The following is a 22,334-nucleotide window of genomic DNA, read 5'->3' as shown; positions in this document are numbered from 1 at the left end:
GCGGGCGCGGCGCAGCATGACGTGCCGCGGCGCCGCGATCGCCCAGGACTGCGAGGTATCGGCGTCTGCGCGTCCGGGCGGCTGTCGGGATTTGTGGTGTCTTGGGCGTTGTTTCGCTCGTGGTCGTAGCCGTCGCGCCGCGGCGCCGGCGCTTGCTCGCTAGGGCTTTCCCTTGCGCTTGACGATCACGAACTGCACGCGGCGGTTCTTCTGGCGCCCTGTCTTGACGCGGTTGTCCCCGACCGGCTGCTCGAAGCCGTAGCCCTTGGCGACGAGCTTCTCCCTCGGAACCCCGGCGGCCACGAGCCACGAGAGGACCGCGTCCGCGCGCTGCTGCGACAGGCGGAGGTTGTATTCCTCGGTCCCGTTGTCGTCGGTGTGGCCTTGCACCTCGACGAGCTCGATGTCGGGGTTCTGCCGGATGGTGTCGCGCACCTCGTACAGGACCTCGTCGGAGATGGGATCGACCGTCTCGGCGCGCGTCTTGCCGTAGACGACGAACTGCACCGGCTTGGACGTCTTGATCTCGTCGGCGTTGACGCGAACGAACCTGGGGCAGCCGTTCTGTCGTGGATCGGGGTCGGAGGGCCCCCGCTCGTTCGGGCAGGCGTCGGCGGCGCCGCGCACGCCGTCTCCATCCGGATCGGCCGGGCAGCCGTTCTGCTTCGGGTCACGGTTCGCCGGCCCCTTGACACTGGGGCAGGCGTCCGAGGCGTCGGCGATGCCGTCGCCGTCCACGTCGCCAGGGCAGCCGACCTTCTTCGGGTCGTCGCTCGCCCCGCCGCGCACGCTGGGGCAGGCGTCGATGCCGTCATGGAAGCCGTCGTCGTCCGAGTCCTCGGGGCAGCCGTTCTGCGTGGCGTCGGCGCTGCGGGCGCCCGGGGTGCTCGGGCACGCGTCGTCGATGTCGAGCACCGCATCCCCGTCGCGATCCGCCGGAGGACATCCGTCCTTCGCGCGATCGGGCGAAGGATCACCCTTCACGTCGGGGCACGCGTCGATGTCGTCGTTGATGCCGTCGTCGTCCTTGTCGCCCGCGACGGCGGCGGCTTGGCCGCGATCCGGGGCCGGCTTGGGGAGCGGCGTCCAGCCGACCATGCCGACGGCGCGGACCGGCGGTGTGCCGATGGCGTTCGTCAGGCCCGGGCCGACCGCGGCGCCGAACGTGAGGCCGTCGAGGACGCGCAGCTTGGCGCCGAAGAGCAGCTCGGCGTTGACGCCCGCCTCGTCGCGCTGCACCGGCGTACTGGAGAGCAGGAGATCCTCGCCGAGCGGCGCGCCGCCGTACGCCTCGGCGCCGAGCTGGAGGAGATCGCCGGCGATCAGGAGCCCCGCGGCGCCGCCGAACGTGAGCAGCTGCGGTCGGTTCGGGCCGCCCCCGAGCTCGACGCCGCCGCTCGCGCTCCACAGGAACCCGAGCGACGAGCTCGCCGAGCCGACGCGCCCGCCGAGGCTCGCGTGGACGGCGCCGCGGGCCTCCGCGTCGCCGGTGTACTGCGCCGGCGAGCCGGTGGGCGCGAACAGGTAGCCGCCGATCCCGAGCTGGAACGGGCCCGCGTCTTCCCCGAGCAGGCGGACGCGCGCGCCGACGCGCAGGTCGCCGAGCTCGGGCGCCGTCAGCTCGGTGAACGCGACGCCGGGGATGCCTGGATCGTCGCCCCCTTGCGCGACGGCGAGGGGGGCGTCGATCGAGAGCAGCAGGCGATCCCACAGCGCGAGCGAGGCGTCGAGGCGGAGGAACGCCTGCGAGGAGACGAGGTCGACCGGGGTCTCACCGCTGGTGTGGATGGGGCGGTGGGCGTAATCGAGCATCACGTAGGCGCGCGGCGCGAGGTGGCCGGGCGCGGCCGGAGAGGGCACGCCGAAGAAGGCGTCTCCAGCGGGCGCCGGCTCGAACCGGTCGAGGGAGAACCCGCCGGTGGATTGACCGCGCGAGGCGCCGGCGAGCGTCATGAGGACGGCCGTGGACGCGACCGCTGCGACGGAGGAAGGCCTCATCGGCCGGGCACGATAGCGGGGGCGCGTGGCGGGGGGCAACATCCGCATTTCTTCCCTGGCCGCGGCGATCCTGGGCGAGGTCAAGGAGACGGCCCGCGACCCGCTCGCGCCGCGTTCGACGTGGCCACGATTCTGGCCACGGACGACGGTGCGCGGAGGGCGCGCCGCGCCACGGACGATCAGACGATCAACGGCTATGGGATGGCCGAGCGCGGCGCGTCACGGACAGTCGCCGAAGGCGCTGTTGGGTACGACGCTGCGCGTGATATCCGCCGTGACGGTGGGGATGTCCTGTGTCCAGACGTGATCCGTGGGAGCCGCGTCGCACGTCCCATTCTGTGAAAGGTCCACGTACCAGTGCATCTTGTACGCTTTGTCGCCGGGTATCTGCCCCGTCACGCTGAACGTGCCGTCGTCCTCGATCGCGTCCGACGCGCTCAGGGCCGGCGCGGCATCGCCGGCAGCGACGACGGCCACGTAGACCATGTCCCCAGCGGTGTAGGCGGGAACGTAACCGGTGCCGCGGAGGGTGAAATTGAAGCTCTCACCCGACGTGCCGCCAGCGCCGCCTGCTCCCGCGCCGCCAGCGCCGCCCGCTCCCGCGCCGCCCGTTCCCGTCCCGCCTGAGCCGCCTGTTCCCGTCCCGCCTGAGCCGCCTGTTCCCGCACCGCCTGAGCCGCCTGTTCCCGCGCCGCCTGAGCCGCCAGCGCCCTCGCCGCCAGCGCCGCCCGTCCCTGCGCTGCTCGTGCCGCCCTCACCCGTGGTGGTGGTCGTCGTGGAGCTCGAGGTCGTCGCGTCCCCCGGGGCCTCGTCACCTCCGCATCCCGCGCCCGTACCGGCGATGACGAGCGCGCCCATCGCCATCCACACCGCGATCCACCGAGATGCCTGCATGAGGGTCCTCCTTGAAGCTCCGTTATGGCGGGGCGCATCTCCGTGCGCCGCGGGCTCATCCGCGCCGTTCGGCTCGCCGAGGCGTACTTTCGTACGCCTCACGCGCCTGCCTGGCGGCTGAGCCCGTATCACACGAATCTGCACCTCGCTATCCAAGATTGACGACATCGGACGGCTGCGTCGACGAGGAGCCGCCGCGCTCGCCGGGCGTAGCTCTCAGGTGATCGCCAGAGCCCCGTTTCCGCGGCGTGGCGTCATGCTGCCCGTCGCGGTTGCGGCCGGCCTCGCCACCGGAGCACGGCGGCGAGGATCAGCAGCATCCCCCACGCTTCCCGGGGCATCGGCGCACGTCCCATGCGGCAGTCGCAGCCGCCCTGGAAATCTGGCGACGTCGCGCCGCCGCTGGTCGCCGTCGTCGTCGCGGCCTCACCGCCCATGCCGCCCATGCCGCCAGCGCCGCCCGCTCCGCCGGCCCCTCCGCCGCCGCCGGTGCCGGTCGGATCCGGCGGCTCGCAGGCGTCACCCTGGCCGTCCTCGTCGGTGTCGGTCTGTTCGGGGTTCGCCACGCTCGGGCAGTTGTCGGTGTCGGTCACCACCCCGTCGCCGTCGGGATCGCAGGCATCGCCGAGATCATCGCCGTTCGCGTCTTCCTGCCCGGCGTTCGCCAGGCTCGGGCAGTTGTCGCAGACGTCGCCGTCGCGGTCGCCGTCGGCGTCCGCCTGATCGGCATTCACGATCTGCGGGCAATTGTCGTCCGCGTCAGGTATCGAGTCGCCGTCGGCGTCGTCATCGCAGGGATCGCCGAGGCCGTCGCCGTCGATGTCGGCCTGCGGATCGCCCGGCGCAGGCGGCGGGTTCGCCGCGAAATCGCAGTTGTCGTCCTCGTTGATCACCCCGTCGGCGTCCGGATCGCCGTCTGGATCGCACGCGTCGCCGGTGCCGTCGCCGTCGGCGTCTTGCTGCCCTGCGTTCGCCAGGCTCGGGCAGTTGTCGTCGACGTCGAGCGTGCCGTCGTTGTCCGAGTCGCCGTCGCACACGTCGCCCTTGCCGTCGCCATCGGTGTCGACCTGCGGCTCGCCCGGCGCGGGCGGCGGGTTCGCCATGAGGCGGCAGTTGTCGTCGCCGTCGGGCACGCCGTCGTCGTCCGAGTCGGTGTCCCGGTAGTCCGGGGTCCCATCGCCGTCCGTGTCGATCGCCGGCGTGTTCAGCAGAGCGTCCCCGGCCTCTTCGGAGTCGAGCACCTCGTCGCCGTCGCTGTAGCGGTCCACGGCGTCGATGAACGCGTCACCGTCGGTGTTGTTGGCCGGATCGGCGGGATTGTCGCGGTTCAACACCTCCTCGAAGTCGCCGATCGTGTCGCCGTCGGAGTCGACGCTGGTCGGGTCGGTCCGGAGCGCCGCCTCCTCCGCATCCGTGAGGAGGTCGTTGTCGTCGTCGTCGTCGCAGACGTCCCCGTCTCCATCGCCGTCGGTATCGAGCTGGTTGGTGTTGATGTCGTATCCGCAGTTGTCATCTGCGTCGAGGACGCGGTCGTTGTCGTCGTCGTCGTCGCACGCGTCACCGAGCGCGTCTTCGGGCCCGGTCTTCGGGTTGTTCTCCTGCCCCGGGTTCGGCGTGGTGCGGCAGTTGTCGCCGCCGTCCGGCACCCCGTCCGCGTCGTCGTCGTTGTCGCACGCGTCGCCCTGCGCGTCGCCGCCCGCGAGGCTCAGGTCGGTGTTGATCTGCGTGCTGTTCGGCGCGAACTGGCAGTTGTCGGCGGCGTCGAGCACGCCGTCGGCGTCGTCGTCATCGTCGCACGCGTCGCCCAGCGCATCGCCGCTTGCAAGGTTCAGATCCGTGTTGGCCTGGGCGCTGTTCGGCGTCGTGATGCAGTTGTCGTTCACGTCGGGCACGCCGTCGGCGTCGTCGTCGTCATCGCAGGCGTCGCCGAACCCGTCGCCGTCGGTCAGGTCCTCGTCCGTGTTCGTCTGATCCAGGTTGCGCTGGAGCGGACAGTTGTCGGTGGCGTCGGACACGCCGTCGGCGTCGTCGTCGTTGTCGCACGCGTCGCCCTGCGTGTCGCCGCCGGGCAGGTTCCGGTCCGTGTTGCGCTGGCTCGTATTCGGCTCGGTCGGGCAGTTGTCGGTGACGTCGGGCACGCCGTCGGCGTCGTCGTCGTCGTCGCACGCGTCGCCCTGCGTGTCGCCGGTGGCGGCGTCGGTGTTCGCCTGGTTCGCGTTAGGCACGTCCGGGCAGTTGTCGCAGGAGTCGCCTCTCTGGTCCCCGTCGCTGTCGTCCTGGTTGTTCGTGTCGTTCGGCCCGTTCGGCGTCGAGGGGCAATTGTCGCAGACGTTGCCGACCCCATCGTGATCCTCGTCGAGCTGGCTGACGTTGGCGATGCTGGCGCAGTTGTCGCAGGCGTTGCCGAGGCCATCGCCGTCGCTGTCGATCTGATCCGTGTTGGCGACCTCGGGGCAGTTGTCGCAAGCATTGCCGACGCGGTCTCCGTCGCCATCGGCCTGGTTCGGGGTGATGAGGCGCGGGCAGCTGTCGCAATCGTCGCCGAAGCCATCGCCGTCCGTGTCGACCTGGGTCAGGGTCGCGACGTACGGGCAGAGGTCGCACGCGTTTCCGAAGGGATCGCCGTCCTCGTTCTGCTGATCGTTCGCGCGGTCGACGCAGTTGTCGCACGCGTCACCGGTCCCATCGAGGTCGCTGTCCGACTGGCTGGGGTTCGACGTGGCAGGGCAGTTGTCGCAGACGTTGCCGAACGCGTCGCTGTCCCCGTTCGCCTGGTCCGCGTTCGCGCGGCTCACGCAGTTGTCGCATGCGTCCCCGACCCCATCGCCATCCGCGTCTTCCTGGAGGCTGTTGGGCGTGCCGGGGCAGTTGTCGCACGTGTCGCCGACCCCGTCGTCATCGCCGTCCGCCTGGTTCTCGTTCGCGTGGCTCGGGCAGTTGTCGCAGGCGGTGCCGATCGTATCGCCGTCGCTGTCCGCCTGGTTGGTGTTGGCCGTGTCAGGACAGTTGTCGCAGACGTCGCCGAAGAGGTCGCCGTCGGGGTTGCGCTGATCGGTGTTCGGGGCGTTTGCGCAGTTATCGCAGTCGTCTCCGATGCCGTCGTTGTCCCTGTCCCGCTGATCGTTGTTGAACGCAGTGGGGCAGTTGTCGCAGGCGTCGCCGTAGTTGTCGCCATCGGCGTTGGCCTGGCTGGCGTTCGAGATGTTGAGGCAGTTGTCGTTGAAGTCGCTGTCGCCGTCCGCGTCGTTGTCGGTCTCGCAGATGTTCCCCCGCCCGTCGCTATCGCTGTCGAGCTGATCCTCGTTGCTGGAGGTGTCGCAGTTGTCGCAGACATCCGGGACGCCATCGTCGTCGTCGTCGAAGTCTGGATCCGCTGCCATGGGTGTGGGAATCGTCGGACACTTGTCGGCGGTGTCCGCTATCCCATCGCCGTCGTCGTCGAGGTCTGTGTCGTCCGGGATGCCGTCGTTGTCATCGTCGTTGTCGCACGCGTCGCCCTGAGCGTCGCCATCGCCGTTGTACTGGCTCGGGTTGCTGACCCCAGGGCAGTTGTCGACGCCGTTCGCGACCTCGTCGTTGTCCGTGTCCCACGGCGCCGCGCTCGCCGGCCGCGGCGCGAGCGCCACGAGCGCGAGCAGGCCCGCGAGCAGCGGCAAGAGCCCGCGTCGCGCGGCGCCGGCGTGCGCGAGGTGGCGGGGCATCCAGGGCAAGGCGGGGAAAGTCATCGCGGCTCCTCCAGACAGATCGCGCCGTACGCGACAGCGCCCCCGTAAGCCTACCCAGTTTCGCCCGCCTCCTGGGGAGGTTTTCCTCGGCCGTGCGCTCGATCGAGCGGCTATCGCCCGCCGCCGCGTCTCCGTGTCGGAGGACACGTCGGGGGAGCCCGCCGCCGCTCTCGACGCGCCGCCTCACTGTTCGGCCGCGGGCCGCCTTCTGTTAGGATGGCCCAGATCCGCCCCCTCACGTCGCGCGCGCCGCGCCGACCACGGAACCACCCTTGCGAAACCACCGCGTGCTGCGACTCGGCTTCAGGCTGCGAACGGCTGCGCTGCTCTCTGCGTGCGCCATTCTCCCCCAGGTCCTTGGCTGCTCCGACGAGGGCGCCTCGCGCCGCTCCCCCCCGCCCGGCCCCGGGTCGCCTCAGGCGGCGCCGCCCGGAGCGCGCGCCCGCATCGCCGCGATCCGCGCGCGCTTCGCCGACGCCATCGCCGCAAGCCCCGTCAAGATCGCCGCGGCGACCCCGGCCGGCGCCCTGCGGGCGGCAGCCCCGGAGGCCGCCGCGGCGTCCGTCGAGCTCCCGGCGCGCGCCGCCGGGCCGGTGCGCCTCGCCGATGGCGCGTCTCGCGTGTCGATCGCCTTCTCCCTCGTCGACGCCGCCGACGTGCCTGCGGCGGTCGACGGCGGCCTCGTCCTCTACGCAGGCGCGCTGCGCGCCGAAGGCGGCGGCGCCCGCGACGTCCTGCACCGCGTCCTCCCGAACGGCACCGAGGACTTCGTCGTCTTCGAGCAGGAGCCGGCGCGCAAGGAGCTCCGCTACCGGGTCGACGTCACCGCCGTCTCGGGCCTCCGCCTCGTGGAGCGCGCGCTCGAGTTCCTCGACGCCGGCGGCTCGCCCCGCCTGCGCGTCGCGCCCCCCTACCTCGTCGACGCGACCGGCGCGCGCGTTCCGGCCTCGCTCTCCGTCGAGGGCTGCGCCGTCGACACGAGCCCTCGCGCCCCGTGGGGCCGGCCGGTCACCCCGCCGGGCGCGCCGGCGTGCACGGTGATCGTCGGATGGCAGCCCGCCGGCGTCCGGTACCCGGCGCTCGTCGACCCGCAGTGGATCGCCACGACGAACCAGATGATCACGCCGCGCGCCGGTCACACCGGCACCGTGATCGATCCAGCGAACCCTGCGAGCCCCGTGCTCTTCGCGGGCGGGTTCGACGCGTCCGGGGGCGCTCTCGCGACGGCGGAGCTGTACTTCCCGCTCGACCGCACGTTCGCGAGCACCGGCGCGATGGACGTCGCGCGCGGCGCCCACACCGCAACGGCGGTCACGAAGCTCGCCCCGGCGGCGCCGTCGGATCCTGCGCCTCCGCCGCCGGCGGTCGTCGTCGTGGGCGGCAGCAGCCAGCGCACCAGCGGCACGCCGGTCGCTGCCGTCGAGGTCTACAACCCGGCGACCGGCCAGTTCGTCAGGGACGCGGGGGCCTCTGTGGGCCGGTTCAACCACTCGGCCACCCTCCTCGATCCAGGCGTGGTCCTGGTCGCAGGCGGCCTCGCGGATCCGCTCAACCAGCCCACGAGCACCGCTTCCCTCTACACCTTCAGCGCCTTCGGACCGAACGGCGGCGCGCCGGTCACGAGCGCGCTCGCCTCCGTGGGCAGCATGGCGACCTCGCGCCACGCCCACACGGCGGTCCGCCTGAAGACGGGGAATGTGCTCGTCGCAGGCGGCTTCGTCCTCTCGGGCGCGGCGCTCACCTCGGCCGAGATCTTCCACGAGGACGAGGGCGTCTTCCGGCCGATCGCCGTCCTCTCGCCCTCCACGACCCCGATGACGGCGCAGATGAGCGCTCTCCGCGGCTTCCACACGGCGACGCTCATCGACCGCGCGGAGGCGCTGGGCGGTCAGGCGGCGACGGCGCTCGACTCAGGCGAGGTGATCCTCGTCGGAGGCACCACCCGGGTCTCTGGCGGCGCCTACGTCCGCACGATCGACATCTACCACGACGGCGTGGCCGATCCGACGAAGCGGGGCTTCGAGCTCCAGCCGACGCCGATCTCCATGGCGAACGCGCGCGCCAACCACACGGCGAGCCTGCTGCCCACCGGCGACGTCCTGATCGCCGGCGGGTTCGACGGCACGACCTCGCTCTCGAGCGCCGCCCTCTACGATCCGCTGACCAGGAAGTTCAGCGCCCTCAGCCTGCCTGCCGGCTCGCTCGCACAGGAGGCCCGTCGGGAGCACGCCGCCGTCGTCGTCAACGCCGGCACCGACCGCGTCGCAGGCCGGGCGGTGCTCGTCGCGGGCGGCATCGGGGCCACGAGCGCGCAGCCGCTCGCCAGCGCGCAGCTGCTCATCAAGGCGAACGGCGAGCCGTGTGCGAACGATCAGGAGTGCGCATCGGGGCATTGCTCCGATACGGAGAACGTCTGCTGCAACGAGGCGTGCGACCAGGAGTGCTTCTCGTGCACGGCGTCGGGCAAGGGGACGGGCAGCGATGGCACCTGTGGTCCTGCGAAGCTCGACACGGAGCTCCCCGTCGTTTGCGTCAACCAGATCGAAGTGCACAACCGCTGCGATGGCCAGGGGCGCGCGCTGGCTCATGAATCCACGAAGGACTGCAAGCCCGGCCGCTGCGGCAGCAACAACAGGTGCATCCTCTATTGCGTGGACGACTGCGGTTGCGACGAGAGCGGCTGGTGCGACGTCGGCGTCGGTGATCCGGACGCCTGCGGTGAGGTCGGCGGCGCCGGAGGTGCATCGTCCGGAACGGGTGGTGGCGGTGCGGGCGGCGCGTCCACCGGCGCGGGTGCAGGCGGCGCGTCCACCGGCGCGGGTGGCGCGGGTGCCGGCGGCGCAGCCGCTGGCTCGGGTGGTGCGGGCGGTGCCTTCGCCGGATCGGGTGGCGCGGGCGCAGGCGGCGCGTCCGCTGGATCGGGTGGCGCTGGTGCCGGCGGTGTAGGCGGCGCGTCCGCTGGATCGGGTGGCGCTGGTGCCAGCGGCGCCTCCGTTGGATCGGGTGACGTGGGTGCCGGCGGCGCAGCCGCTGGAAGCAGCGGAGGTGCAGGTGGCGCGGGCGGAGCGTCCGCCGGATCGGGGGGTGCGACGCCCGGGTCGGGTCAGTGTCTCGATCGACTCGCCAACGGCGCCGAGTGCACGCGTGATCGCCAGTGCGTCTCGGGCAATTGCGTCGACGGTTTCTGCTGCGATTTCCGGTGCGATGGACAGTGTCAGGCATGCGACGTGGTGAACAACGTCGGCAGGTGCACGAACGTCGGGACGCCTGTCGACCACGAGTCGCCGCACCCCAACGAGGGCGGCACCTTCCAGCGTGAGGCCTGCCCCGGTGAGGGCGCGTGTGCCGGGTACTGCGGCGGCGCCACCGACGCCAAGTGCATGTTCCCTGTGGAAGGGGCGGTCGCGAAGACCTTCACGTGCTCCTGCCCGGACGAGGGCTGCGTCGTGGGTCCCGCGACGCTCACGCGCTTCTTCTGCGTAGGAGACGGCCGTGAGGACGAGCCGGTGGTCGAGCGCTGCGGCGGGTTCAAGTGCGCGGACGAGACCGCCTGCAAGACCTCCTGCGCCTCCGACGACGACTGCATCCAGGACTTCGTCTGCCTCGACGGCGTCTGCGCCGACCTCGAGGCGATCGGACCGAGCTGCGACGGCGAGCACACGCTCCGATCCCCGGGCGTCGACACGGACTGCACCCCGTACAGCTGCCCGCCGGGCGGCAGCGCCTGCGCCTCCCCGTGCAGATCGGTGGCCGACTGCGTCGACGGCATGGTGTGCAACCTCGCGAACCAGTGCGTCCCGCCGATCGATCCGTCGGAGGTCCCGTCCTGCTCCTGCGGCGTCGTCGGCGCCCCCGCCGAGCGCAATGCCGCGCGCTTCTCCGTCCTCCTCGGCATCGCGGCGGCGCTGGCCGCCCTTCGCCGCCGGCGCTAGAGCGGCGGTCACCCGCTTCGGATACGGGCCCACCTCGACGTTTTCGGTGCTCAGCGCACTGGAGTGCGCTTGCGCGCCGAAAACGCCGATCTGGGCCCGTCTCCTGTGCGGGTGACCGCCGCTCTGCTGCGGCTCTGGATGGCGCAGAGGGGGCGGAAGCCGCTGTAAACGAGCAGGACGTATGCAACGCCGCGCGGCGCGGCCGCGCACCGGCGCGGGCTCGTCAGAACTGGTAACGCAGGCTCGCCCCAGGCGAGAACATCAAGACGAAATCGCCCATGAGCGACTCCGGCTCGTAGGTGCCGATCCCGTCCGTCGAGGCCGACAGCTCGATCGTCCTGTCCCACTTCGGCTTGCTGAGGCCGACCAGCAGCAGCAGTTTCAGGCTGCCGGACACCTCCCACCGCTCTCCGAGCCGCAGGCCGAGCCGCAGATCAGGATCCGCGTAGAAGTAGGTCGCCGAGGCGAAGTCGACCACCGGGAACGTGTTGAACCACTCCCCGCCGGTCGTCCTGAACCTGCCGGTCCGCTCGTCGCGGACCTCGCCGACGAGCACCCCCGCGCCCAGCCGGAGCAGCGCCGGGAAGCGCTCGTCGAGGTCGAAGTGGTACCCGAACGTCGCGCCGGCCAGGAAGCCGCCCAGGCGGAGCGTGTCGCTCGCCGTGCCATCGAGCGGATCCCGGTAGCCGACCGGCCTGAGCGTCGCCGAGCGCTCGTCGATCTGCTGCGCCGCGAACAGGCCGCCGAGCTCGATCCCGACGCCGATCCCCGAGCCGAGCTCGTAACCGCCGTGGATCATGCCGAGCCCGCCGAGGCCGAGCGAGCTGGAGCAACCCGAGCCGCAGCCGTCCGTGATCTCGCCGCCCAGCGTCGGCGCCAGCAGGAACGACGCGCTCACGTCGAGCGTGATCTTCGGCGGCTTGCGCCAGATATCCGCGTCCTCGTCGCGCTCGAGCCGCATGTCGAGGCTCTGGCGCTGGCCCTTCAGCAGCGTCACCGTGCGCGTCCCGGTGACGAACCCGTCGGCCTTCACCTCGACCCGGTGCGCGCCCGCCTTGAGCCGGCCGAGCCAGACGCCGTTGCCCACGTTGACCGAGTTGATCCACACGCTCGCGCCGGGCGGCGTGGGGTCGACCCGCAGCGACGCGTCGAGATCCTCGGCGAGCAGCGACAGCGTCGTGAGCTCCTGCGGCTTCACGGGCGCCGCCGTCGGCTGCGTCCCGAGCTTCCCCGCGCCGCGCAGCGCCACCATGTGATCGCCGACCGACAGCGCGCCGATCCACGGGGTCTGCCCCACGACGACGTTGTCGACGAGCACGTCGACCGTCTTGCCGGCGCGCTCCACCACGCGCAGCCGGCCCGAGCGGGTCAGCCTGCGGAGCTTCGCGTTCACCGTGACGGTCTGCCCGCCGGCGACGTCGACGCGCGTCTCCACCGGCTCGTAGCCCTCCTTGAAGACGCGGACGACGTGCGGGCCCGCCGCCACGCGGATCGGCTTGACAGGCGGGTACTGCCCGCGCTCCTCGCCGCTCACCACGATGGACGCCCCGGGCTCCGCGTTCGTGATGTCGAGCGTCCCCACGAGCGCCCGCAGCTCGGCGATCTCCCGCTGCGCGGCCGCGCGCTCGGCGGCCGACATCGTGAAATCGCGAAGGAAGGTCTCGAACATCTCGAGCGCCTCGTCGTAGCGCTGGAGCTTGCGCAGCGCGATCGCGGCGTTGTTCGTGGCCACGCGCGTCGGGAAGAGCTTGCGCGAGAGGAGGAACTCCGCGAGCGCAGGGCCCCACGCCTCCTCGCGCAGCAGCGTGAGCCCCTTCTCGAAGTGGAGCCGCGCCACCTGCCGGTCCGTCTCGGAGACGGGCGCCTCCTCGGCCGGGACCGCGGCGCCCGTGGCCGGCGCTGCGCCTTCCCTGGCCGGCGCGCCGGCCTCCGCGGCGGGCGCGGCGCCCTCCTTGACCGGCGTGGCGGCGCCCGTGGCCGGCGGCGCCGGCTGCGCGAGCGCCGGTCCGGCGGCGACCGCGACCGCGACCGCGGCCGAGAGCGCGCGCAGCCGCGGCGCTGCGCGGGGACGCCGCGCGAGGGAGAGAAGACGAGAGCCGCCGCGCCGCGTACGCAGATCCATTCGATCGAGCACCGTACTCAGCCTGTCGTTCCGCTGCTACTTTCCGAACTCGTCGGTGTTGTCGATGATCCCCTTGGGGGTCGTGGGCGCGGGCGGCGGCGCCGGCGGCGCGGTCGAGGCGCTCTTCGCCGACGTCGCAGGACCGCCCTTCCCCGACGTCGGCGTGAGCTCGACCTTCGGCGGCAACGCGCCGGTGTCGGTCACCACGACGTCGGCCATCGCCTCGCCTCCCCCCTTCTTGAAGACGCGCACCCTGTGCACGCTCCCGGGCGGCCCGGTGATATCGAGGATCCCGTTGCGCGTCGTCACGCGCTTGCCCTCGACCTCGACCGAGGCGTCGGCGGGCAGGATGACGACCTGAACGCGCTTCGGCTGCGGCTCGACCGCCGCGACCACCTCCGGCGTCGTCGGCGTCGCGGCCGGCGGCGGCGTCGGGGGCGGCGACGTCGGCGTGGCCGCCGCAGGCGGGAGCGTCTCGACGGTCGCCTTCGCCTCCGGCTGCGCGACCGGCTCCGGCGACGGCCGGCTGATGAAGTACACGCTGGCTGAGATGACCGCGGCGGCGAGCGCGGCGCCGGCCACCACCGGCACCCGCGGCACGCCGGGCTGCGTGCCGCGGTGCGACTGCGTGAGCGCCCCCGTCGTCGCAGCGCCTGCGTGGTTGGTGGCCGGAATAATCGGCGCCGGCGGCCCGCTCTGGAGCGGGGGAGGCGCGAACGACGAGTAGCCTCCGCGGTGCTCCTGCGGGACCGCGGGATACCCGCCGCTCTGGTTCGCCGGCGCTGTCGCGGCGTACGCGCCGCTCTGGTTCGCCGGCGAGATCGCGGGGTACCCGCCGCTCTGGTTCGCCGGCGAGGCCGCTGCGTACGCGCCGCCCTGGTTCGCGGGCGGCGCGTTCATCGCGAGCCGCGGCGCGGACTGCCGGTGCACGGCCTCCGGCAGCGGCACGAGCATGCTCTCGTGGATGCCCCAGCCGTACGGAAGGAGCGGCCGGATGGCGCCGAACATCTCCTGCGCGCTCTGGTAGCGCTGCGCGGGGGCTTGCAGGAGGCATCGGTGCACGATCGCCGCGATCTCGGGCGCCACCCACGGGGCGAAATCCTGCACCTGCGGCGGAGGATCCGAGCAGATCGCGATGATCAGCTCACCGAGCGCGGTGATGTGATGGTACGGCGTCCGCCCGGTCAGCAGCTGGTAGAGCACGGCGCCGAGCGACCAGATGTCGGTGCGGTGGTCGATCTCCTTCTGGCCGCGCGCCTGCTCGGGCGACATGTAGAGCGGCGAGCCGATCAGGTTCCCGGTGCGCGTCAGATCGGCGCTCTCGGTCTCGTTCGCCCGGTCCATCTTCACCTTGGCGATCCCGAAATCGAGCAGCTTGACGAGGATCTCGCCGGCGTCGCGGCGCGCGAGGAACAGGTTGTGCGGCTTGATGTCGCGGTGGACGACGCTCGCCTCGTGCGCCTTCTGGAGCCCGATGCACGACTGCGCGACGATGCGCAGCGCGAGGTCGGGCGCGAGCGGGCCGACGCGCTTGATGAGCTCGTGGACGTCCTCGCCCGCGAGGAACTCCATCGCGAGGAACGGCAGGTTCGAGCCGCGATCGACGCCGGCGTCGAGCACCTGGGTGATGTGCTGTGTGTCGATCGCGCCTGCCGCGCGCGCCTCGCGCTGGAAGCGGCTCACGACCTTCGGGTCGCGGGTGAGATCCGCCGAGCTGATCACCTTCACGGCGCAGCGCCGGCCGGTCCCCGTGTGCTCGGCCTCGTAGACCGAGCCCATGGCGCCCTCGCCGAGGAGCTTGCGAATCTGATATTTGCCGTCGATGATCGTGCCGATCACAGCGTTAGCGCCACTCTAAGGGATTGCTCGCGGCGTAGCAACGCCCGTGAAGGCGGCGCCTGCCGCCGGCGCGGGCTCGCTGGACTCAGGTGCAATTCGGCGCAATTTCGCGGGCCGCGCCGCGCTCCCGCGGCGCAGCGCGTCTCGCCTCACCTCGCCATCATCGCCGGCCATCCACCTCCCCGCCTCCCCGCCTTCCCGCCATCCCGCGCGGGCAGCGGGGCACGGCTGACGGCCGCGTGGCGCCGTCCCCCCTGCGTCCGCGAGCCGCGCTGGCGGCGACGACCTCACCTCACATGGGTCGCCCCCGCCGGCGCGGGCCCAGCCTTTGCCGTTGCGGCCGTTCGAGCGCTGCCGTCACGTCCCCGCCGTCCGCCGGCCGCCGAGGGGGTGAGCCCGAGGCGGCGCAGGCGGAGCTCGCGCGGGAGAGCGGCGACGATGGGCCGACCCGAGATCGGCCATCGAGCGCGAGCGACTCACGCTCTCCCGTGGCGGCCTGCGCGGCGCCGGGCCTGTTTCCTCCGCGCCCCGCGCCGTCGCCGCGGCCGGCGCTAGCAGCCGAGGCAAGAGGCCCCGTTGTTACCAGCCCGGCCCGTTGCCACCGCCGCAGCAGCCTCCCCCGCCGCCGCAGCTCCCCGAGCCCCCCGAGAACCCGAACCCGGGACCGCCGCCGCAGGGGCTGCCCACAAACCCGCCGAGGGAGCCCGGCACGAACCCGCCACCGCAGGGACCAGCCGAGAACCCGCCGTTGAACGGGCCGCCGATGCCGGGATTGCACCCCGAGAACCCACCACCGCCGCAGGGCGGCCGCCGGTTGCAGCAGGGGGGACCGAAGTTGTTGCAGGGGCTGCACGGAAAGCAGTCGGGAGCGAACACGTTGTTGCACGTGGTGCAACTCGTGATGATCGCGGCAGGCACGCCGAAGCCGCCGAAGCCGCCGAAGCCGCCGAAGCCGCCGAACGGCATGCCGCCGAACGGCACGCCGCCCACGCCCGGCACGCCGCCCACGCCCGGCACGCCGCCCACGGGCCCCTGGCCGACAGGCCCCTGGCCGACAGGCCCCTGCCCGACCGGCCCCTGGCCGACAGGCCCCTGCCCCATCTGGCCGATCGGCGCCTGCAGGCCGGGGCTCGCCGGTCCCTGCACGCCGATCGGCCCCTGGCCGAGGTCCATGGGGCCCTGCGCGCCGATCGGCCCGCCCTTGCCACCATCGTACGGCCCCTGATACCCGCCCCTCGCCGACGCGCCAGCCTCGAGCGCCTCGGTGGTCGAATCGACCTGCTCGACCTCGTCGATGCCGGCCTCGTCGAGATCCGCGTCGCTCCCCGCATCGAAGGCGCACCCCGTGCCCAGCGCCGCCATCACCACCGCGAGCCCCAGCACCTTGCCATGAATCGAGAGCATGTGTTGTCCTCCTCAATATCCCGTGATGGCCGGAAGGTCCGAGCCACCTTGGGCTCATCGAAGAGCAGGCTGTGTGCCTCAGCCCTCGTGTGCAGACACTGCCGCTGCGAGCTCGCGTCACCCGCCTTGACGCGTCCGCAAAAAGGCATTCTCTGGATCGACGCCGGCCTTGGTTTTCCGGGTTCTCAACGCGGAGACCGGCGGGACGGCCCCCGATCGGAGGGCGGTTCGCGCGCGGGCCGCGCGTCCCATGCTGGAGATGGCGAACTCAACGCCTCGGGGGCAGGCGCCTCGCGCCGCGCGCCGCGCCTCTCTCGCGGGCTTTCGAGCAGAGCACCTGCGCTCCCGCCCGCACCGCGGCCGTCGTGAACGAGAGCCGTCGAGGCCCGATCGAGGCCCGCTCGCGACGGCGCGCGGCGCCTCCCCGCCGCCCGTCTGACCGGGCCGCAACCCGCGCACGACGTCGGACCCTCTGCGCCTGACGTGCTCAGGCTGCGCCGTTTGTGCCCCAACGGATGCACGACACGAATCGATCGCCTCGGGCCGTAATCGTCTGCCTCCGCCACCGCAACTTCGCGACGGGCGCTCGCAACGAGCCGCGTCAGCGAGATCCTGCGCCCGTGGACCACCCGATGCGCACACGTGGGCTCATGTGGTCAAATCTATGTGGATGGATTCACCTGGCGCCGTGGTGGTCGACACCCTCGCCTCGCTCGGCGCCGTCCGGCGGCGTGATGTCCTTGCAGCAGCGGAATCCAAGGTGGTAGTTCGCGTGGCTGCCCCTGCTCATGAGGCGCGTCGCGTGCCAGTCGGGGGCGCGAAAGCGGCAGTCGTCGGCGTGGACCTCCATCGACGAGAACGCGAACCAGCTGCCCTTCATCTCGGTGAAGCCCCGATCGCCGTGCCGCGCGAGCTCCTCGGGCAGGATGGGCAGGCTCATGTGCTCGGCCACGTTGCCGTGCAGATCGAAGACACCGAGGCTGCTGCGGCATGCGGGGAACGCGCCGGCCGGATACGTGTTGGAGCCGCAGCGGTCCCACCCGCCGCCTGGACAGCCCGGCGTGCGGGAGCTCCCCGTCCCGCAGAGCGCGTGGTCCTTCGCGGGGCCGTAGCTCCACACCTTCTCGCGCAGGAGGTTGTGGTGCCAGCTCGCCTCGTTCCGGGGGCGCGCCCACTCGTACTCGACGTCCGGATCCCGCAGGGCCCCGGCGCACGCCCCCTCCCACTCGTGCGCGTCGCAGATCCGTTTCCCGACCGCCCTGCACAGGAGCGCCGCCTCGCGGGCCCGGACGTGCACCACGGGGTACTCGCAGGGCACGTTCGGGAACTCGAGCTGATCGATGCACGCGGGCGCGTCCGCCGCGGTCTGACCGCGCGTGGGATCGAAGAGCGGCACCATCCCCGGCGCGCCGCAGGCCGGCTCGCGCGCCGGCTCGACGCCCGAGAGCGCTCGAATGCGGCGGCACTCGGATCGTGACATCGGGTGCCGCGTCAGCGCGGGGTTGCCCTGGCCGAGCACCGTCGACGCCGCGAAGATCGCCTCGACCTGCCGCATCGCCTCGTCGGGGAGCGCGAGCTCGCGCCGCATCCGCGCGAACAGCCGGAGGCGCTGCGCTTCCAGCGTGCCGGGCTCGGCGTCCTCGTCATCCGCCGTGAGCGTCACCCGCTCTGGCGGCGCCGCCGGCGTGCGCTCCGGCAGCGCGCTCGTCGCGCTCGCCACGAGCGGCGCCGCGCTGCGCGCCGCCGTCGCGGGCGCCCCGGTCCACACCGCCACGGCCGCGCTGGTCCACACGGCCGCCCCCGCGCCGGCAGCGCCCGCGGCGACGAGGGCCGCGGCCCTGCCGCGCCGGCGCGCAGGCGCCGCGCGCGCGCCGGTCGAGAGCGCCGGCGGCGGGCCGCTCGACGCGGGTGATCGCAGGGCGCAGGCCGGCTCTATCGGCGTCTCGGTGCAGGACATCAGCGCGCGAGCTCGCGCTTACTGCTACGAGCATCCATCGATTCCGGCAACTTTCGGGGCGCGCGCGGTCCGAGCGGCTCCTTGACGGTCCTGCCCGGGGCACGTCAAATGAGGCATGGCGCGACGGGCGGCCCTCCGAGTCCTCTACCTGGCGCTCTTGCCGGTGCTCGTCCTGCTCGCGCTGGTCATCGTCCCGGCCCTCGTCGTCTCCAGCGTCGCGAGCCAAGGCCGCGTGTGGCGGCCGGAGACATGGAAGAAGATCTCCTACGGGAGCCTCTACTTCCGCTCGTCGTTCCGGGGGAGGCTCGGCGAGGTCGTCGACGTCATCGACGTCGTCCGCGATCGCCTGATCCTGCTGTTCGTCCTCCTCGCCGCGGCCTGCGGCGCCGGCGGGCTCGCCGTGCACGCCCTCGAGATCGGCGTCCCCGCCTGGCTCTCCGCGTGGCTGGACGGGTCGTTCCTCTCCTTCCTCGCGTCCTGGTTCCCCGCGGGCGGCAGGCTCTCCTTCGGCGGCGGGGCCGCGCTCGTCCTGGCCGTGTGCACGGCGCTCGCCGCGCTCGCGCTCGGGCTCTCGCTCTATGCCTGGCTCGCGTCCGCCCTGGGCGAGGCGACCCGCGTGATCCTGCGGTATGGCGGCGCGGCGACGCTCTTCCCCGACCCTGGCGACGCGATCCCCGGCGGGCGGCTCGTGCTCTGCCAGATCTCCGATCTCCACATCACGACGGGCGGCCGCGAGCCGTACGAGATCGAGGAGGGCTCCGCCGCGTGGCCGGAAGGGGCCCCTCGCCCCGACACCGCGGAGCTGACAGGCCGCCTCCAGCGGCTCGTGGCGGAGATCGCCGCCATGAAGCCGCCGCTCGTCGCGCTGACGGGCGACATGACCGATCTCGGGGAAGAGGCGCAGTGGGACGAGCTCGAGGCGGCGCTCTCCGGCATCCCGGCCTCCTCGCAGGTGCTCATGGTGCCCGGCAACCACGATGTCGCCATCAACCTCGGCACGTCGCCCGACCCCTACCTCACGAAGCGGGCGGAGCGCGAGCAGCGCTTCATCGAGGTGCTCACCCGCGTGGAGCGCGGCCCCTTCCAGCCTCCCCTGCACCTCCCGGCCCGCAAGCGCGCGCGGCGGCGGCTGCGCGCGATCGCCGGCCTGTATCCGAGGCGGCTCGATCTCGAGGGCGGTATCCGGATCTTCGGCCTCAACTCCAACCGTTACCGGTCGCGGTTCGTGGGGTCGAGCGCGATCGGGCAGATCGGCGGCGCTCAGCTGCGTCGCCTCGCCCGCGCGCTCCGGCGGGGGTCCGGCCCGGTCATCGTGCTGCTCCACCACCACGTGGCGCGCCTCGCGGGGCCGATCTCGCTCAACGACACGTTCATGATCGCCATGGATGGCCCGCGCCTCCTCGAGATGCTCGCGGCGTATCAGCAGAAGAACCCGAAGAAGAACAGCGCGCTCGTGCTCCACGGGCACAAGCACCTCGCGTTCTTCGGCCACTACCGCTCGAAGAGCGGCGGTCGCGTCAGCGTGTACGCGCACCCCTCGTCGACGCTCGGCCACGAGACCGACGGCCACCTCGACGGCGTCGCCAGGTTCGCGGCGATCCGCCTGACGGACGACGGGATCTGGCGCGTCGAGACCCACCCGCTCCGCCCCGCGCGCTCCGCCGCGCCGGCGCCGGCCCCCGCCGAGGCCGAGGTGTCTTGAGCGACCCGACCCGGGTCGGGTCAGCCCGCCCGTGCGCGTGGACGCGGATGCCCTCGCGCCTTGCGGAGCCCGGGGAGATCTCGGCCGATGAGGATGTAGCGCAGCGCGTTCTCGGCCGCGTTCGCGATCAGGAAGGGTGCACGATCCATGGCCTCGGACAGCGTGCATGGAGCCTCGAGGATCGACGAGAACGAGTCGATGCCGCACGCGTAGTTCACGCGCGCATCGTCGTCGATGGTCCCTGCCAGCGCGATGACCGGCAGCCTGAAGTGCTTTGCGCGTCTGGCCAGCTCCGCCGGCATCTTGCCGCGCGACGTCCGGGCGTCGAGCCCCCCCTCGGCGGTGACGACGAGATCGGCGTCGCGCAGGAGGTCGTCCAGGTCCAGGTGGCGGACGAGGACATCGTAGCGAGGCAAGAGCGTCGCCTTCAGCAGGGCATGAAGCCCCGCGCCGAGGCCTCCGGAGGCGCCTCCTCCCGCCATGGTCCTCACGTCCACGCCCACGTCGCGCGCGATGATGGCGGCATAGCGCTCCAGGGCCGCCTCCAGCCGCTCGACCATCTCCGGCGAGGCGCCCTTCTGCGGGCCGAACACGCGCGCCACGCCGCCGGCGCCGCAGAGGACGTTGCGCCAGTTGCACGCCACCTCGATCTGCACGCGGGGAATGCGGGGGTCCCTGCCTGAGAGATCGATGCAGTCGAGCTCCAGCAGCGCTCCTCCTCCCGCTCCGATCTCGCCCCCCGCCGCGTTCAGCAGGCGGATGCCCAGCGCCTGGGCCATGCCCGCCCCGCCGTCGTTGGTGCCGGAGTCGCCGCAACCGATGAGCAGCCGCGCCGCGCCCGCGTCGAGCGCGGCGCGGATCAGCTCGCCGACGCCGCGTGTCGTCGTGGCCATCGGGTTGCGCGCGTGAGGCGGGACGAGGCGGAGCCCGGCGGCAGCGGCCATCTCGAGCACCGCCGTCCGTGGTCCGGCGCCGCCGAGGAAGCCGAAATGGGACGCGACAGGCTGGCCCAGCGGACCTGTCACGATCGCGGGGTGCAAGGAGCCGCCCGTCGCCTTGACCAGCGCCCGCGTGAAGCCCTCGCCGCCGTCCGTGAGCGGCGCCTTCAGGAGGCGCGCCTCCGGCAGCGCGCGCCGGAGGCCCGCCGCGATGGCCTCGGCGACCTGCTCCGCGTCCAGGCATTCCTTGAAGCCCGACGGAGCGATCAGGATGCGCAGGGGGCCCGTCATGGCGCGAGCCCCATCCAGCGCCAGCAGGTGAAGTGAAAGACGGCGATCAACGCCAGGTGGATCGGGAGCATGACGGCGCTGAGGAGCAGGAGATCCGCCGGGCGGAACGTCTCTCCGTCGAGCCCCTGGAACATCAGGAGCGCCTTGGAGCTCACCGGGAACGTCAGGCAGTAATCGATGCCGACCGTGCCGATGAAGATCACCGCCGCGGGGTCGAGATCGCGACCGGCGGCGAGCTGCAGCAAGACGGGGCCGAGCGCGACGATGCGAGCGACGTGGGAGGTGAGGTAGAGATGGGACGTCAGCGACATCACGCCGACCGCCACGACGAGGAACAGGCGCCCTCTGGCGCTCTCGATACCGCTGTTGCGGAGCAGCGCCTGAAAGAGCCAGCCGGACGCGCCCGTGTCGATCAGCGCGCCTCCCAGGACGAGCGCCGCTCCGACGAAGAGGAGGAGGTTCCAGTCGACCGCCTTCACGCCTTCCTTCCAGCGGAGCGCGCTGCCAGGCGCCGTGAGCGCGAGCGCGCCGGCCAGCGTGACGGTGGCGCTCTCGTAGCCGTGCCACCGCTCCGAGAGCCAGAGCACGACCATCGTCGCGCCGACGGCCAGGGTGATCCGCTCCGATCGCGACAAGGAGCCTCGCGGGCGCCGGGGGACCCGGATGCGTCGCCCGCGGCGCTCGCCGTCGAGGAAGAGCGCCATGATGACCGCGCAGGCGGCGCCGCTGGCCACCATGCCGAACGGCATCCCGTAGAGGACCCACTCGCCGAAGGACAGCCGACGGCCGGTGACCTGGCCGAGCAGCTGGTTCGCCACGAGGTGAGACCCCGCGCCGACCAGCGAGCCGATGGTGCTGACCAGGATCACGGTGGGGAACAGCAGCGCGAGGGCGCGGGTGATGCGCGGATCCGCCGTGATGGAAGCGACGCTGCGGAAGATGGGAATGGCGATCACGGCACGGCCGGAGACCGACGGGACGAAGAGCGACGACGGGATGAGCACGGCCGTCAAGCACCAGAACAGGCCGCGCACGGTGCGGGCGCGCTCGACCACGCGCTGCGCAAGCCGCATCGCCAGGCCGGACTGCTCGACTGCGCCGCCCAGGATGAACGCGCCTATCATCAACCAGATGACGTCGGACGCGAGGGAGTCGAAGAGCCGTTCCTGGGGGCTGACGCCGGTCAGGAGGAGGAGCAGCGCCGCGCCGAGCCCGACGTACGCCACGTCGAGCGACGTGGTCGACCAGAGGATGATCGCCAGCAGCACGGCGAAGAGCGCGATCCGGGCGGGCGCCGGCAACGTCGCCGGCAGGACGACGGCGATCCCCGCGGCGATCGTCAGCGAGAGGGGCAGGAGGACGCGAACCCGATCGGCCGGGCGCGGCGGGGCCGGCCGCGAGGGCGGCGGGCGGACGGCCACGGCATTGCTGCGATCCGCGGCGCTTTCGAGGTCGGGCGCATCCTCATGATTTGCGTCGCTCGATGACATGAAGATCGCCCGCTAGGAGGAAGGCATAGTCCGTGCCCCCCT

The 22,334-nt window shown here is 72.4% G+C and carries 11 protein-coding genes; 2 read left to right on the top strand and 9 right to left on the bottom strand.

Features of this window, described 5'->3' with window-relative positions; translation table 11 throughout:
- Positions 1 to 159: 159 nt before the first annotated feature.
- From WMF22_RS19870 to WMF22_RS19860, 3 genes are all read right to left on the bottom strand, one after another.
- On the bottom strand, positions 160 to 1,998 hold the full coding sequence (locus WMF22_RS19870) for an OmpA family protein (protein WP_438036718.1): 1,839 nt from the start codon (positions 1,996 to 1,998) through the stop codon (positions 160 to 162).
- A 219-nt stretch (positions 1,999 to 2,217) separates the two neighbouring features.
- Entirely contained in the window at positions 2,218 to 2,892 is a 675-nt protein-coding gene (locus tag WMF22_RS19865; protein WP_437300621.1) for a hypothetical protein, read from the bottom strand.
- A 254-nt stretch (positions 2,893 to 3,146) separates the two neighbouring features.
- Complete coding sequence (locus WMF22_RS19860; protein WP_437300620.1) at positions 3,147 to 6,617, bottom strand: thrombospondin type 3 repeat-containing protein; 3,471 nt, start codon at positions 6,615 to 6,617, stop codon at positions 3,147 to 3,149.
- Between the two features lie 272 nt (positions 6,618 to 6,889).
- Between WMF22_RS19860 and WMF22_RS19855 the strand changes: the two genes are divergently transcribed.
- Positions 6,890 to 10,549 (top strand): Kelch repeat-containing protein, encoded by a 3,660-nt coding sequence (locus WMF22_RS19855; protein ID WP_438036717.1) that lies wholly within the window; start codon positions 6,890 to 6,892, stop codon positions 10,547 to 10,549.
- Between the two features lie 223 nt (positions 10,550 to 10,772).
- On the opposite strand, the gene WMF22_RS19850 is transcribed toward WMF22_RS19855, so the two are convergent.
- The 4 genes from WMF22_RS19850 to WMF22_RS19835 all read right to left on the bottom strand — a co-directional run bounded on the left by WMF22_RS19850 (position 10,773) and on the right by WMF22_RS19835 (position 17,871).
- Positions 10,773 to 12,671, bottom strand: a complete 1,899-nt coding sequence (locus tag WMF22_RS19850; RefSeq protein WP_437300618.1) for a PEGA domain-containing protein — start codon at positions 12,669 to 12,671, stop codon at positions 10,773 to 10,775.
- 36 nt (positions 12,672 to 12,707) lie between these two features.
- Positions 12,708 to 14,510 (bottom strand): serine/threonine protein kinase, encoded by a 1,803-nt coding sequence (locus tag WMF22_RS19845; protein ID WP_437300617.1) that lies wholly within the window; start codon positions 14,508 to 14,510, stop codon positions 12,708 to 12,710.
- Positions 14,511 to 15,089: 579 nt separating this feature from the next.
- Positions 15,090 to 15,914: a hypothetical protein gene (locus tag WMF22_RS19840; RefSeq protein WP_438036716.1), complete on the bottom strand. Its 825-nt coding sequence runs from the start codon at positions 15,912 to 15,914 to the stop codon at positions 15,090 to 15,092.
- 676 nt (positions 15,915 to 16,590) lie between these two features.
- Positions 16,591 to 17,871, bottom strand: a complete 1,281-nt coding sequence (locus WMF22_RS19835) for an SUMF1/EgtB/PvdO family nonheme iron enzyme (protein WP_438036715.1) — start codon at positions 17,869 to 17,871, stop codon at positions 16,591 to 16,593.
- A 115-nt stretch (positions 17,872 to 17,986) separates the two neighbouring features.
- Here WMF22_RS19835 and WMF22_RS19830 point away from each other — a divergent pair, with 115 nt between their 5' ends.
- A complete protein-coding gene (locus WMF22_RS19830) occupies positions 17,987 to 19,573 on the top strand; it encodes a metallophosphoesterase family protein (protein ID WP_437300614.1) in 1,587 nt (528 codons plus the stop codon).
- 20 nt (positions 19,574 to 19,593) lie between these two features.
- On the opposite strand, the gene WMF22_RS19825 is transcribed toward WMF22_RS19830, so the two are convergent.
- Together WMF22_RS19825 and WMF22_RS19820 are read right to left on the bottom strand one after the other, a co-directional pair.
- Positions 19,594 to 20,802, bottom strand: a complete 1,209-nt coding sequence (locus tag WMF22_RS19825; protein ID WP_438036714.1) for a glycerate kinase family protein — start codon at positions 20,800 to 20,802, stop codon at positions 19,594 to 19,596.
- Entirely contained in the window at positions 20,799 to 22,223 is a 1,425-nt protein-coding gene (locus WMF22_RS19820) for an SLC13 family permease (RefSeq protein WP_438036713.1), read from the bottom strand. Before WMF22_RS19820 ends, WMF22_RS19825 begins: the two co-directional genes overlap by 4 nt.
- Positions 22,224 to 22,334: the final 111 nt, after the last annotated feature.

Origin of the sequence: Sorangium sp. So ce204 (assembly GCF_051526795.1) — a bacterium.
In the GTDB taxonomy this organism is placed as follows: domain Bacteria; phylum Myxococcota_A; class Polyangia; order Polyangiales; family Polyangiaceae; genus Sorangium; species Sorangium cellulosum_B.
The sequence above is the reverse complement of the archived record's forward strand: the minus strand, read 5'-3'. Positions and strand labels throughout refer to the sequence as shown.

Bases quoted from the DNA above. Each gene is read 5' to 3' on its own strand.
- WMF22_RS19870 (WP_438036718.1), bottom strand. From the start codon at position 1,998: ATGAGGCCTTCCTCCGTCGCAGCGGTCGCGTCCACGGCCGTCCTCATG.
- WMF22_RS19865 (WP_437300621.1), bottom strand. From the start codon at position 2,892: ATGCAGGCATCTCGGTGGATCGCGGTGTGGATGGCGATGGGCGCGCTC.
- WMF22_RS19860 (WP_437300620.1), bottom strand. From the start codon at position 6,617: ATGACTTTCCCCGCCTTGCCCTGGATGCCCCGCCACCTCGCGCACGCC.
- WMF22_RS19850 (WP_437300618.1), bottom strand. From the start codon at position 12,671: ATGGATCTGCGTACGCGGCGCGGCGGCTCTCGTCTTCTCTCCCTCGCG.
- WMF22_RS19840 (WP_438036716.1), bottom strand. From the start codon at position 15,914: ATGCTCTCGATTCATGGCAAGGTGCTGGGGCTCGCGGTGGTGATGGCG.
- WMF22_RS19835 (WP_438036715.1), bottom strand. From the start codon at position 17,871: ATGTCCTGCACCGAGACGCCGATAGAGCCGGCCTGCGCCCTGCGATCA.
- WMF22_RS19830 (WP_437300614.1), top strand. From the start codon at position 17,987: ATGGCGCGACGGGCGGCCCTCCGAGTCCTCTACCTGGCGCTCTTGCCG.
- WMF22_RS19825 (WP_438036714.1), bottom strand. From the start codon at position 20,802: ATGACGGGCCCCCTGCGCATCCTGATCGCTCCGTCGGGCTTCAAGGAA.